Annotated in this window: 9 protein-coding genes; 2 read left to right on the top strand and 7 right to left on the bottom strand. The window is 58.1% G+C overall.

Annotation, left to right across the window (positions count from 1 at the left end):
* The 7 genes from ACM62Q_RS10910 to ACM62Q_RS10940 all read right to left on the bottom strand — a co-directional run.
* Positions 1 to 1907, bottom strand: a 1907-nt coding sequence (locus tag ACM62Q_RS10910; protein ID WP_415036465.1) for a DNA topoisomerase IV subunit A, incomplete at its 3' end; no start/stop codon positions are given.
* Positions 1908 to 1965: 58 nt separating this feature from the next.
* A complete protein-coding gene (locus tag ACM62Q_RS10915; protein WP_415036467.1) occupies positions 1966 to 3822 on the bottom strand; it encodes a putative bifunctional diguanylate cyclase/phosphodiesterase in 1857 nt (618 codons plus the stop codon).
* A gap of 9 nt (positions 3823 to 3831) precedes the next feature.
* Positions 3832 to 4887, bottom strand: a complete 1056-nt coding sequence (moaA, locus tag ACM62Q_RS10920; RefSeq protein WP_415036469.1) for a GTP 3',8-cyclase MoaA — start codon at positions 4885 to 4887, stop codon at positions 3832 to 3834.
* A gap of 36 nt (positions 4888 to 4923) precedes the next feature.
* Complete coding sequence (locus ACM62Q_RS10925) at positions 4924 to 6096, bottom strand: Fic family protein (RefSeq protein ID WP_415036471.1); 1173 nt, start codon at positions 6094 to 6096, stop codon at positions 4924 to 4926.
* Complete coding sequence (locus ACM62Q_RS10930; protein ID WP_415036473.1) at positions 6093 to 6728, bottom strand: hypothetical protein; 636 nt, start codon at positions 6726 to 6728, stop codon at positions 6093 to 6095. Before ACM62Q_RS10930 ends, ACM62Q_RS10925 begins: the two co-directional genes overlap by 4 nt.
* Positions 6729 to 7010: 282 nt before the next feature.
* Positions 7011 to 7424 carry a type II toxin-antitoxin system VapC family toxin gene (locus ACM62Q_RS10935; protein WP_415036475.1) on the bottom strand — a complete coding sequence of 138 codons (414 nt, stop codon included), beginning with the start codon at positions 7422 to 7424 and terminating at the stop codon, positions 7011 to 7013.
* Positions 7421 to 7669 carry a type II toxin-antitoxin system Phd/YefM family antitoxin gene (locus tag ACM62Q_RS10940; protein WP_415036477.1) on the bottom strand — a complete coding sequence of 83 codons (249 nt, stop codon included), beginning with the start codon at positions 7667 to 7669 and terminating at the stop codon, positions 7421 to 7423. Before ACM62Q_RS10940 ends, ACM62Q_RS10935 begins: the two co-directional genes overlap by 4 nt.
* Before the next feature lie 353 nt (positions 7670 to 8022).
* On the opposite strand from ACM62Q_RS10940, the gene ACM62Q_RS10945 reads away from it, so the two are divergent.
* Positions 8023 to 8763 (top strand): response regulator transcription factor, encoded by a 741-nt coding sequence (locus tag ACM62Q_RS10945; RefSeq protein WP_415036479.1) that lies wholly within the window; start codon positions 8023 to 8025, stop codon positions 8761 to 8763.
* A gap of 282 nt (positions 8764 to 9045) precedes the next feature.
* Positions 9046 to 14547: DUF4347 domain-containing protein (locus ACM62Q_RS10950; protein ID WP_415036481.1), on the top strand; the 5502-nt coding region annotated here is incomplete at its 3' end.

Here is a 14547-nt window from a genome sequence, read left to right on the forward strand (position 1 = left end):
GTGGCCGGCACGCCGTCGCCCTTGCCGCCGGGGAGATCGGCGGCGGAGATGGAGTAGGCGCGGCCCCGGTCGTCCAGTAGTACGAGATGATCCACGGTGCGGCAGGGCAGGCAGGCGAGCAGGCTGTCGCCGGAGCGAAAACTCAGCTGCGTCGGATCGACGTTGTGGCCGCTACGCGAGCGCAGCCAGCCGTGTTTGGAAACGATCAGCGTGGTCGGCTCGTCGGGGATGGAAACATGCTTGGCGTCCGAAAGATTGACCCGTTCGGCCATTTCGATCAGGGTGCGGCGATCGTCGCCATATTTTTCGGCGTCAGCTTCGATTTCGCTGGCCACCTCGGCGCGCAGGGCGCTTTCCGAATCGAGCAGCTTGTGCAAGCTGGCCGCTTCTTCGCGCAGGCGGGCGAGTTCTTCGCCGATTTTGAGGGCTTCCAGACGGGCCAGCTGGCGCAGGCGGATTTCCAGAATGTCTTCGGCCTGAATCTCGCTTAATTTGAAATGCGCCATCAGGTCGGTTTTGGGCTCGTCCGATTCGCGGATGACGCGGATGACGCGGTCGATATCGAGCAAAATCGCCTGCCGGCCTTCGAGGATGTGAATGCGCTTTTCGGCGGCGCTCAAGCGGTGGCGCGTGCGCCGTTCCACCGTTTGCAGGCGGAAGCGGCACCACTCGGCGAGCATGTCGTAGAGCGTACCCTGACGCGGCGCGCCGCCCAGGCCCAGGAGCGTGAGGTTGATCGGCGCATTGGTTTCCAGGCTGGTATGGGCGAGCAAAAGGCGCACCAGATCATCCTGCCCCTGGCGCGAGCTGGCCGGCTCGATGACCAGGCGCACGGCGTGTTCCTTGCCGGATTCATCGCGCACGCCGCCTTCGGAAATGGCCGATAAAAATGCCGCCTTGAGATTCAACTGTTCCGGCGTGAAGACTTTTTTGCCCGCCTTTTCCTTGGCCACCGGGTTCGAACAGGCTTCGATTTCCGACATGACGGTCGCCGCCGACACCCCCGGCGGCAATTCGTTGATGACCAGCCGCCACTGGCCGCGCGCCAAGGCTTCGATTTTCCAGCGGGCGCGCACGCGCAAACTGCCGCGTCCGGTTTGATAGGTGTTGGCAATATCTTCCGGGCTGGAAATGATTTGCGCGCCGCCCGGATAATCCGGGCCAGGCACCAGGGCGAGAATCTCGTTTTCTGGTGTCTCCGGTTGGCGTAGCAGGGCCACTGCCGCGCGCGCAATTTCGCGCAGATTGTGCGCCGGAATTTCGGTCGCCATGCCCACCGCAATGCCGGAGGCACCATTCAGCAGGCAAAAGGGCAGGCGTGCCGGCAAGAGGCAGGGCTCGTCATTGACCCCGTCGTAATTCGGTTTCCATTCCACCGTGCCTTCATCGAGCTCGGCGAGCAGCAATTCGGCAATCGGCGTCAAGCGCGCCTCGGTATAGCGCATGGCGGCGGCGTTATCGCCATCGCGCGAGCCAAAATTACCCTGCCCATCGACCAATGGATAACGCAAATTCCAGCCCTGGGCCATGCGCACCATGGCGTCGTACACGGAAGAGTCGCCGTGCGGATGGTATTTGCCGATGACATCGCCCACCACGCGCGCCGATTTCACATGTTTCGGGCTTTTATACAGCCCCATGCGGTGCATGGCGTACAAAATCCGCCGCTGCACCGGCTTTTGCCCATCGGCATTGGCCGGCAGCGCCCGCCCGGTGACCACGCTCATCGCATATTCAAGATAACGCCGCGCCGCATAATCGGCCGGCGTGGGAATATCCGGTGCCGCCGCCAGGGCAGCGGGCGGCAGGGGGGGCGGGGGAAGCAGAGAATCCTGGGGGTTCGGAGAATCCGGGGGAAGGGCGGTGTCGCTCTGCTCGAGGGTGAAAAGATCGGGCTGGCTGTTCATGGGCGGCGCGGGGTGATTTAGGCGGGGGCGATGTTAACCGAAATCACGGGGCGCGAAATCATGTTTCAGTTTGCAGGAAAGCTTGCTCGAACTGCGCGGCCGGCAGGGGGCGGCTGCAGAGGTAGCCTTGCATGATGTCGCAGCCCAGGTTTTTCAGGTGCGCCGCCTGGGCCTCGGTTTCCACGCCTTCGGCGACGACTTGCAGGGAGAGACTGTGGGCCATGGCGATCATGGCGCGGATCAAGGGTTCGTTGCTGCTGTTTGGGGCAAGTAAATCGCGCACGAACGAGCGGTCGATTTTCAGCGTGCTGACGGGCAGGCTTTGTAAAAGCGACAAGGAAGAATAGCCGGTGCCGAAATCGTCCAGCGCAATGCCGATGCCCGCCGCGTGCAAGGCCTGCAGTTGTTCGACCCCATCGCCCTCCGGATCGAGGGCGATCGATTCGGTGACTTCCACTTTCAGGCAGTGCGCCGGCAGAGCGGCATCGGCCAGCGCCTGGCAAATGCGCTGGGCAATGGCATCGTGGCGGAATTGGCGCGGCGAAAGATTAATGGCAATCGGCACCAGGGCCGGAAATTTGGCCCGCCAGGCGCAAATTTGGCGCAGCGCCTCGGAGATCACCCAATCGCCGACCTCGACGATCAAACCGCATTCTTCAGCCACCGGAATGAACAGATCGGGCGGCACCATTTCTTCGCCGTCGTGCCAGCGGATCAGCGCCTCCGCACCGACCAGGCAGCCATCGGCCAGGCGGATCTGCGGCTGAAAATACAGCGCGAAGCAATTTCCCAGCAAGGCTGCGCGCAAACGGCTTTCCAGCGAAATGCGCTGAATCAGGCGGGCATCCATCTGCGGCGTGTGAAAACAGGCCGTATTGCCGCCCGCTGCTTTGGCTGCGTACATTGCGGTGTCGGCGTGGCGCAGCAGGGTTTCGCCATCGCCCGCATCGCTGGGAAAAAGGCTGATGCCGATGCTCGCCGTGCTCATGAAAGAAGGGTTATCGGCGCGCAAAGGCGTATTCAGGCGTGCTTTCAACTGTTGCGCCAGCGCCTCTGCCGCCTCGGCCGAGCTGGGTTCTTGCAAGACGATGAACTCGTCGCCGCCCTGCCGGTAGAGTCGGCTATCGGCCGGCAGCACGGCGGAAAAAGCCTGCGCCACGGCGTGCAACATTTGGTCGCCCGCGCCATGCCCTTGGCTGTCATTGATGTTTTTGAACCGATCGAGATCGATAAAAAGCACCGCCAGCTGCCCCTCCGCCTGGGCCGTGCGCTGCAGTGCGACCTGCAAATCTTCGGCAAAGGCGCTGCGGTTGGGCAGTCCGGTGAGTGGATCGTGGCGGGCCTGGTGCTCGAGAATTTCCTGATGCCGGCGCCGCTCGGTGATGTCGGTAATCGACCCCACCATCAAATAGGCAATGCCCTTGCGGTTGCGCACCGCCAAACCGCGCGAAGCCACCCAGTAATAGCTGCCGTTGTGGCCGAGCACGCGGTATTCGCAATAAAAATGCGGGTTTTCCCCTTTCAGGTGCTGCGCCACGGCCTGGTTGTAGGCCGCCACGTCGTCGGGATGCAAGAGCCTGAGCCAGGCATGGGTGTCGGGTAGAAAATTGCGTTCATAGCCCAGAATTTCCAGCAAACGCTGGCCGGCCTGTAATTCCTTGCTCACCGGGTTCCAGGCCCAGAAACCATCGTGCGCCGCCTGCATGGCCAGGTGATAGGCCTGCGAAATAGAATGAAAATGGCGGTATTCGGCATAAACCACGGCCAACAAAGCCAGGCCGCTCAAGATCAAGAGGCCGGCGCTGAAACTGCCCGGCTGCCAGTGCCAGAAAACGAAAGCGGCCAGGGTGGTGCCCAGCAGGCCCAGGGTGAGGCCGGGAAAACGCAGTGTGGTCGGGGTGTTTCGGTGCAACACGGTGTGCTTTCAACCTCCCGTCATCGACATGAAGCGCACCACCTGCGGCTTTTCCATTTGCTGGCTGAAATCGTGCTGCAGGGGTTTCATGCCCATACTGACCTGCAGTGCCTGTTTAAGTTCTGCATCGCTGGCACCGGCACGCAGCAAAGGCAGCAGGTCGACGGCATCGTTATGCCCCAGGCAGGGGTAAAGCTCGCCGCGCGCGGTGACCCGCACGCGGTTGCAATCGGCACAAAAATTATGGCTGTGCGGTTCGATGAAACCCACCCGCGTCGGGCTATCGGGCAGCCGCCAGTAACGCGCCGGGCCGCCGCTGTTTTCGTCGCTGGGCTGCAAGGAAAAATGCGCCGCCAGCTGCCCGCGCACTTCCTCAGCGCTGATCGGTGCGCGCTCGCGCTCGATCGCCCCGAGCGGCATTTCTTCGATAAAAGAAATATCCAGGCCCTCGGCCACGGCAAAATTCACCAAATCAACAAATTCATCTTCATTGACACCGCGCATCATCACCACATTGATTTTCGTGCGCGTAAACCCCGCCGCCCCCGCCGCGCGAATGCCGGCCAGCACTTTAGACAATTCGCCGATTCGGGTAATGCTGCGAAAACGCTCGGCGCGCAGGGTATCCAGGCTGATGTTCAGGCGCTTCACCCCGGCCGTTTTCAGCGTCGGGGCAAATTGCCCCAGCTGCGAACCGTTGGTGGTCAGCACCAGATTATCCAGCCCCGGCAGTGCCCCCAAACGCGCCAAGAGCCACAGCACATTGCGCCGCACCAAGGGTTCACCGCCGGTAATGCGCACTTTGCGCACGCCCAGCGCAACAAAACAGCGCACCAGACGCAGACACTCCTCCAGGCTCAACACCGCATCGCGCGGCAAAAACTGCATGGCATCGCTCATGCAATAGGTGCAGCGAAAATCGCAACGGTCGGTAATCGACAAGCGCAAATAAGTGATCTGCCGCCCGTATTGATCGATCAAAGGCACCGCCGGGAGCGCAGAGTCAGGGGGCGCAACGGCGGCGGTAGAGGTGGGGAGGGCGGCTGGATTCGGCATGGCGCGCATTATCGAACGCTGGGCGCGGCGAAAAAATGTGAAAGATCAGATTTTTGGTTTTTTGCCGCCGGGGCCTGAGCTCCGTTCGTTCGGATTCAGGCCACTATTACCCCCATCGTTACCTTTATTTGGAGGTAATTGATTACCTTCATTGCCGCTATTGGCCCTCGACCACAAAGCCCCTGCGCCACGCCCGGAACAGGCAATGACACCTTGCTCCTGTTGCTCACGCAGCACATGGCGAACCATGTCCCGGCTGACACCGGGGCAGACTTGTTCGAGTTCGCTGATCTTGAATTCGCCTTTGGCTCTGGAAAGTAGCTGGTTGATGCCGGCGACAACCATCTCCCGCTTCTCACCACGAGGCGCTTTGATCTCGCCGACACGTTCTACAAAATCGCGATGGGCCGTCTTTTTAATGGATAGAACGTAGTTGATATAGTGCCAAGGGTTGTGCTTCCCCTCATGCCAATCCTTTGAGCTAAGCTCAAGGGTCTCGTAGTAACGCTCTTTGTTTTGCTCAACAAGACGCTCCAGGCTGATGTAGCGGCCAACCTCATAGCCAAGTTGATAGCTTTGCAGCAACCACAGCAAACGAGAAACGCGCCCATTGCCATCACGAAATGGATGGATGCACAGAAAATCCAGATTAAAGGCTGCCAAGGCAATGAGTGGCGGCACCCAACGTTCTTCAAGACACTGCTGCCAGTCGGCGATCAGCGTATCCATGGCGTCCTGAGTTTGCGCCGCAGGAATTGTGCGAAACCGGACTCGCTCGGAGCCATCCGGGTAGCGTTCAATAATGTCGCCATCCCGCTCCTTGTATTGCCCGGCATCCCAGATTTGTCCGCGAGTCAGCGCGTGCAATCGGCAAATGGTTTCATTGCCAATCGGGAGGTCAGCGGCCTCTTTATGGATCATGGTCAATGCATCGCGATAGCCACGAACCTCTTCCTCATCGCGGTCACGGAAAAGCGGCCTGGGTGAAACCAAAATATCCCGGACACGATTCGGATCAATGGTGACCCCCTCAATCCGATTCGAGGAAACGGCGCTTTCGATGATTGCCGATTCGCGCAGCGCCTTCAGGCGTTGGGGAGATTGCTGGGTATAGAGTTCCTGCTTGCCTCGATATTCACCAAGATCATTCAAATACCACGCGGTACTGGCCTCAATAGGGAAGCGATTGAGAGAAAACAGTCGAAGCGTCGAGATCATTTGCCCGCCTCCTGTTCACGCAGCCAATCCGCCTTGCCATATCGATACTCAGGAAACTCTTTCTGCAAGGTCGTCTTCCCGAGCAACAGGCGTTTTGCCAAGGAAGCAAGCTGTGCCAGTTCTGTTTCGTTTCGGACTTCCAGGGGAACAATCAGGCCAACACCAGTCGCCCAGCTCAAGCGCTCCCGCTTCCATGAAACGGAGATATCCAGATCGATTCCTTCAGCTTCCATTTGCTGACGAACAGCACGCAGGTGTTCGTAGTAAGCATCTTGCTCTGCTGAGGGCTGGCGGGAAGTGTAGCTGACAATCTTTTTGCGGGACTTGCCAACCTGCTTGTAATTGGTTGTAGCCCCCTCGAATAGCCAATCATCCTGCGGGTCTGGGCCAGCCCGTTCCCAAGACTGCTCTTCAATGGCGGCGCTGTAAATATAACGCGGGTGCTGCCACCAGACAATGACGCGTCGGCCATTGAGGATGAACCCAACGTCGTCCCACCAGGACAAGCTATCAGGCTTGGTTTTGGCGTAGGAGTGCGGGGCAAATAGTCCATCCTCGCCCAATCGCCACTGATGCCGCTGATGGTATTCGTGCTGCTTCCTACCAAAGAGTTCTAATTTGCGGTTTTTCATTGCGGCACCTCAGCAGGAAGAATGACTGCAACCCCGGCGATGTAGTCGTTGGGCATGATGGATTCTGGCTCATGGGCTGCTTGGGGTAACGGTCGACATGATCATGTCTTGTGCAGGTCGTCGAGCATGGCACGGCGCAGGATGGCATTCAGTCGGGTGGGGTGGGTTATGCATCGTCATTCGTGATAGTCCTCGTAATCCAGAACGTAGGCGTTTCCATCTTGAAACTCGAATGTCACCCGCCAGTTGCCACTGACGGTAATTTGCTGAGGAATCCCGATATCAGTTCGACCAGGGGCTAAATATCTGGACAGGCAGCCCCGTGAAATCTTTGACGTTACGGGTCACCAGCACCAAATCGTGTTCCAGTGCGGTCGCCGCGAGCAGGCTGTCGATGGCAGGCAATGGACGCCCTGCTGCGGCGACCAGGCGTCCCCAACGGTCGGCCACTGCCCCATCGATGCTGAGGATGCGCCCGGTAAAGAAGGTCGGCAGATCGATTTCCAGCCAATCGATCAAGGACTGGCGGCGCGTCTCATCATTGACACCCTCGATGCCTTTGCGGATTTCCCCCAGCGTCAGCACGGACAGATGCAAGGTGGTGGGCGGTCGCTGTGAGAACCAGTCGGCCATCCCGGCGTCTGGCAATTTGCGGCGTAGTTCGGATAGGACATTGGTGTCGATCAGGTAGCTCAAAACGCTACCTCCCGGGTCAGGCTCTGGTCACGCTCGAAAGTAATGTCATCGGCACCGTAGAGTGGCGAGCGACGCATGAAGTCCACCAGCGAATCCTGCGCCTGTGACAAGCGGTCAAAGGTCTCGCGCGAAATCACGACGGCCACCGACTTGCCGTGCAAGGTGATGTCCTGAGGTTGCGTCTGGGCGCGTTTGACCAATTCAGACATGCGCGCTTTCGCTTCTTGCATTTGCCATGTGTGCATTGCATTGCTCCATATTCTGACTATTCAGGTCAGAGTCTAGCCGCACCCCCATTTTGTTTCAAGTTCCAGCTCTGGAAGGCCTTGCCATGACCCTCGAACGCCCGAGCGGCACTCTTGGAGTTTCGCCGGCGCATCGAAGCCTTCCAGCACTCCCCCGAGACGCAGGGCGAAATTTTCGGAGAGTCGCCCCGGTTGTGGAAGAGCACATTGAAGATTGCGCGTGCGTAGGCTTTCCCCACTTCGCGCTCGTCGCGCGTCAGCGTTTAACACTTCTTTACCCAGTGAATAAAAGCTTTCCGTTATATTTAATGGGCAATTCTACGATTTGTTAAATTTCACCTTCGCAGGCAATTATGTTCCAAATTTGTATCGTTGATCGCCATGCCACGCCCGAGCAGCCTTTGGCGCAGCAGATGACGGCCGCCGGCTATGGCGTAGCCTGTTTTGCCGAAATCAAGGCGCTCTACGGGCATTTATTGCAGGCCCCTTGCGATGTCGTGCTGCTCGATGTCACGCAGCTGGCGGCGGAAGACATTACCGTCATTCCCACCCTGCGCCGTTCGGTGCGCCCGGTGGGGGTGATTGCGCTGGTGGCGGCGGGCGACTATGCGCAACGCCTCCAGAGCTACTCCCTGGGGAGCGATGTCTGCCTGGAAAAACCCGCCAGCGCACATGAAATCATGGCCATTTTGCCCAATCTCATCGAGCGCCTGTATGGCGCAGTCGCGCTGGCCGCCAAGGCACAGGCGGCGGGGCCGCTCGATGGGCCTGCCGCGCCCGCTGAATCCGCCTGGGTTTTGCGTAACGATGCCTGGTCGCTCGTCAGCCCGGAAGGCAAAGCCTTTCAGCTGGGTGCCAAAGAACGCCTTTTCATGCAGCAGGTGATGCGCACGCCCGATGAAATCGTCAGCCGCGAGGCGATCGTCGAAATTCTTGCCGCCGATGCCGCCGAGTGGGACCCGCAAAGCATGGACACCATGCTTTCGCGCCTGCGCCGCAAAATCGATAACGCCGGCCTCACCCTGCCGCTGCGCACCGTGCGCGGGCAGGGCTACATGTTCTTGAGCCACTCGCAACGTCATCTGGAACGTTAAACCCGTTGTCAAGCCCTATGCGCTGTCTTTGTTTTTGTTCAATTTAACAAAAAAACAACACGATTACCGGTATACCGGTAGTGCGCCAAAATCTGTAATTTTTTGCACTTCACTTACAACAGTGTTTGTTGTAAAAAGCCAGAATTGCCCGATTTTGTGTTCAGATTTTCCGCCCGATTTTCCGTCTGTTTTTCGCCTCTTTGAACTCCCCTCAGTTTTTGCTCCGGCGTTCGACGTAATTTTTACTGCTTTTCACCGATGCCTTTTTGAAAGATCACGGCCATGAAGAAAAAAACCCGCTCCCCCTTCCGCCCCGCCAGCCGCGCTTTGGCACTCGAAGCGCGCCTGTTGTTCGACGGTGCCGGTGCCGTAGCCGCCGCGGATAATTTCGACCTGAGCGGCGACCGCCACGCCGAAGCACAAAAACAGGAAACCCAGCCGGCCGCGGAGGCACGTCCGAGTGAAGTGATGGAAAAACCGGCACAATCGGCCGCCACGCTCATCATCATCGACGCGCGGGTGCCGAACTACGAAAGCATCATCAACCAGCTGCCCGCCGACGCTACCGTGCGCGTGGTGCAGGGCGGCGAATCCGGCCTCAATGTGGTTGGCAGCGAGCTGGCCAAGGGGCAATTTGAAGCGGTGCACATCCTCAGCCACGGCACCCCCGGCAGCTTCACCCTCGGCACCGACACCCTCAATAACGACAGCCTCGCCGCACAAAGCGCCACCCTCAGCGCCTGGGCGAACTACCTCACCCCAGATGCCGATATCCTGCTCTACGGCTGCGACCTCGCCCAAGGCGAACAGGGCGAACTCTTCATCAACGAACTGGCCCGCCTCACCAGCGCCGACATCGCCGCCTCCACCAACGCTACCGGTGCCGCAGACAAGGGCGGCGACTGGGTGCTGGAGCGCCAAACCGGCAACATCGAAGCCAGCGTGCTGGGCTTTATCGGCTATGGTGAGCTGCTTGATGGCAGCGGCCCCACTGTAGAGAGCATCGTCCGCCAGACGCCAACGGCGGAAACCACCAATGCTGATAGCGTCACCTTCCGTGTCACCTTCAGCGAAGGCGTACAGGGTGTTACGAGTAGCTCTTTCGTCATCGCCCCCGGCTCCGTCAGTGCGGGTGCGACCATCCAGCTTGTTACCCAGGTGGATGCAGCGGGCAAGCAATATGACGTGATAGTCGGCGGCCTCACGGGCGGTAACGGCACACTCAACATTGACCTGGTGCCCGGCGCAGAGGGTGGTATCAAAAGCAAAGCTGATGCCAGCAAGCTCCTGAGTAACGCCAATCCGAATGACACCAGCAAAGACCACAGCTACATCATCGACACCAGCATCAGCCAGCCCAGCGTGGATGCAATAACAGGTGGCGTCAAATACTCGCAGGGTCTGGCCACCAATAACCCCAGCCACTTCGTTTTCAGCGGCAAGGCCGATGCGGGCGACACCGTCCGGGTTTTCATCGGCACCGGTAAAAACGCTCTCGAACTAGGCTCCGTCATTGCCGATAGCAGCGGTAACTGGAGTATCGAATACACCGCCCCCTCCGCACTGGCCGACGGCAACCATACCCTGGTTGTGCGCAGTTCCGATCGGGCTGGCAACACCGCTACTACCACCACCACTCTGCGCGTGGACACCACCCCGCCTACGACTCCCACCGGCACCGTCAGCGATGTGGTGGTGGCACTCAAATACCAGGACGAACTGCTGGACGAAGGTATCCGGGTGGGTGCCAACGGCTTTACCGTGAAGGATAGTGCAAACAATAACTACACAGTCAAGGAAATCATCGTCAAGGGCGATACCGTTCTTTTGATCTTGAGCACTCCGTTGCCAAAGGAAGTGTCCGTCACCGTTTCGTACGACGGGCAGAACGGTGTGCAGGACATCGTGGGCAACGTGGGTCTGGCCTTCACCGACAAGGCGCTGGTCAATAACACCCGCCCCACTGCAACCGAAGGCGGCACTAGCGCCAATACCGCCCCTATCGTCACGCTGCCCAAGATGGAGTCCAACCTGAATCCGGGCGGCGATCGGCACCAGGTCTATGGCAAGGGCGACGGCAGCAAGTCCCCCTTTAGCGACGAGGTGATCCTGAGCGAAACCGATGCGGGTGACTATATCGAAGGCGTCACCATCGAAGTGGTCAAGAAAATCAGTAACGCTTATGTGACTGGCGACACCTTGACTATCAACCAGGATTTTCTGCCCGAAGGCATTCGGGTGGAAAGCAATGCCAACGGAAAACTGGTGCTGACCGGCCATGCCACAGCCGCCGACTACAACGAGGCGTTGAAGCACGTCCGCTTCTCGGCTACCGGGGGCTTCACCACCGCCGACACCCGTCTTGTCAAGATTACCGCTACCGATGGGCAGGATGTCGGTACCGGCCAGCGTGAAATCCGTATGCAGCAAGTGCCCTTCTTGAAAGGGCAGAGTGAGATTGCCTATCTGCTCGGCTCGACAGGTCAGTTGTATGAAGTCAATCTGGTGATGAATACCACCAAACAGATTGGTACGGTTAGTGGTTTCTCTAATATCAATGCACTTTCCTTTAGTAAGGAAGATGGTCATTTATATGCTGTAGATAATAGTACTAAAGATGTATACATCCTTAGCAATAAGGATGGTGCCAACTATACGGTAGAAAAACTGAGTAATACACTGGCGAGTGGTGGTCAAAAACCCACTACCAATATGATATCGGCAGATATGGGGCCAGATGGTATTATTTATATGAATACCAGTACCAATGGTGCAGAAAAATCAAAACTTTTCCGTTTTGATGCCAATGCAGAGTCTCCAACCTATGGTCAATGGCTGGAGCCAGTGCAGCTCAGGAATGCAGGTAATACTGCTAATTACGATACGGCCTGGGTGGATATGGTGTATGACCCGCGCAGTGAGAAATTCTATGCAGTTGGGTCTGGTACCGGTACGACGCTTTATAGCATTACGATAAATGGCTCGAAGGGGTTGGTGGTTCAAGAGGCAACAAGCATTCAGGATCAAAATAATTCTAGTCCGGGTACCAGCTTCCCGATGCAGTATTTTGATGCTGAAAACAGCCACTTTTATTTCTCTGCCGGTGGTACTAATGCAAATATATACCGCATAGATATTTCGGATAGAGATGGGGATGGAAAGATAAAGCCCAAGGCCACTTCTTTATCAACGGGTACAAATTTGCCAACGAGTGGCGACGCAGGCCGTGAAGTTACCATCAAACTCGATTATGGTGATGCCAAAGAAATCAAAGACAGTAATAACAACACCAACAGCTATAAAACCACCTACGAACAAGATGGCGCACGCCATAGTTTGGTACGGCCCAATGTCTATCTGGGCAAAGCGCCCAATGCGGAAACCGATGCCCGGACGGGAGCCAGCGGAGATGGCGACACGGACGACGGTATTGCCTTCGTTCCCAAACTGCCGAGCGACAAGACGGAATATTCCCTACAGGTCAGCGTGACGACGGGCGGGAAAGCCGCCAAGCTGGTAGCCTGGATTGATTTCAACCGTGACGGCAAATTCAGCTTTGAGGAATCGGTAACGATCGACGTGCCGGCAGATCATAAAGACGGCGACAAAATCACCGTGACATGGACAGGCCTGGGTGTAGGCACCAAGGCATTGACTGCGGGCGAAACCTGGGCACGCTTTCGTATCACTTCTGAAACCACGACGCTGGATAACGACCACTGGAATCTTTCCGGGACAAACCTGACTGCGGCCAAATTGAACGACGCGAACGGCCACGACAAACGCTCTTATGGCGCGCGCATGGACGGCGAGGTGGAGGATTGGAAAATCACCATCATTCCGCCAGACACCACACCGCCCGATGTGACAAACGTCCAGATTATGGAAGGCGGCAATGGCCCACGTTATGTGCCAGTGGGTGAAGTGCGGGTGACATTCAGCGAATCCGTCCACGATGTGGATGTAGGCGATTTCCTTCTGTTCCGGGATGGTGTCCAGGTTCCGCTGACAGCAGAGACCGTTGCCGTGCGTCAAGACCCTGACAATCCTGCTATCTGGTATATCGACCTCAGCCAAGTCACCAGCCCCACCGGGGAATATGAGTTGGTGGTAATGGATGGTTCCAGCCACGCCCCCCAAGGCGCGGCTACGATTGTGGATGACAGCGGAAATGGTTTGAGGAATGGAGGCAAGGTAGAGTTCGTCATCGATAACAGTGCCCCGCTGATCGATCTTGATTCCGGCAACCCTGCCACGCGCGACTACCAGACGACCTTCCAGGCCGGGCAATCGAGCGGCGCATCGCTGGACAACAGCGAGGCGGGTAAGGAAGGCACGGTGGAGGAAAACACCAACCGCGTCACCTCGCTGGACATTACCGTTGGTGGCTTGCGTGATGGTGAGCATGAAAAACTGGTGTTCAGCAACCTGACACTGCGTGCCGATGGTGCTGACACCGATGCTAATGGCACTGTGGCAGATGTGGGCGGCGTGAACGTACTCATCAAGTACGACGCTGCAAAGGGCAAGTTCACCCTCACACCTACAGGGGGCTCGGGCGAAATGACGGCAGCCCAGGCCCAGGCCATTGTGCGGGCCATCGAATACAAGAACACCAGCCCTGAGAGCGACTCAGTCTCTACCGCTACCAATGGCGAACGCACTTTTGCCTTTACCGCTACCGACAAGGCAGGCGCTACAGCATCCCCTGCCATCGCCACGGTGGAAGTGGTGGACGGTGCCGGCACTAAACCGCCCAGCATCCCCACGGTGGAAAGGCAGACCACGAACGACACCACCCCCACCATCAAGGGCGGCGCAGATGTGCCCGCTGGTGGCAGCCTGGAAGTGAAGGTAAACGGCAAAACCTATACCTGGGATGCAAGTTCCCCCCAAGACAATCCGTTGCAGTACAACGATCAAGACAAAACATGGGCGCTGACGATTCCCGACGACGATGCGCTGGATCACGGCACTTACTCAGTCGATACCACAACGGTTTCCGCGGACGGCAATCAGCGTATTCAAGACCGTACGTCTAATGAACTCATCATTGACCGGCTTCCACCTGAGGCACCGAACGTCGACTCTGCCTCACTCTCCACCCACGACACCACCCCGCTTATCACCGGCACAGCCAACGTGCTCAACGGCGAAAAACTCACTATCGAGATCAACGGTCATACCTATACCGAAGGCGACGGCTACCTGGTTCGCGTCAACGAAAACTGGACGCTGCAAATCCCTTCCAGCAACGCGCTGACCGTTGAGGATCACACGCTGAAAGCGACCGTGACCGACGCCGCCGGGAACACCACCACCACTACCAGCACGCTCAGTATCGTGCCGGTCGTCGTGAGCGCGCCGACGGTCAACGAAGCCTCCGAATATGCGGTGTTTGAAGTGGATGTAGTGTCCGGCACGCAAGTCCAGCTTGCGCTGACGGACGTCGATGCCACCGGCGGCGGTGTGGATTACGGCAGCAGCGGCAGCGACGGCAAAAACAACCTCGAATACTCTATCGATGGCGGCGCAAGCTGGGTCAGCTACACCGCTAGTGCCCTGACTGGCGCGGCCCCCACCTCCGGCAAGATTCTGGTGCGCACGCCGATCGTAGATGACAACACCCCAGACGACGGCGAACAATTCACCCTGACCGTTACCCCGGTCTACGGCGGCAACGAAGCCATCGCCGATAATACGGGTGCCGGTACGGCGACGATCAAGGATGATGGTACGGGCGACCTGTGGGTGACTGATCCTGATGATCCGACGGGCGAGCTG

Origin of the sequence: Azonexus sp. (genome assembly GCF_047638095.1) — a bacterium.
In the GTDB taxonomy this organism is placed as follows: Bacteria; Pseudomonadota; Gammaproteobacteria; order Burkholderiales; family Rhodocyclaceae; genus Azonexus.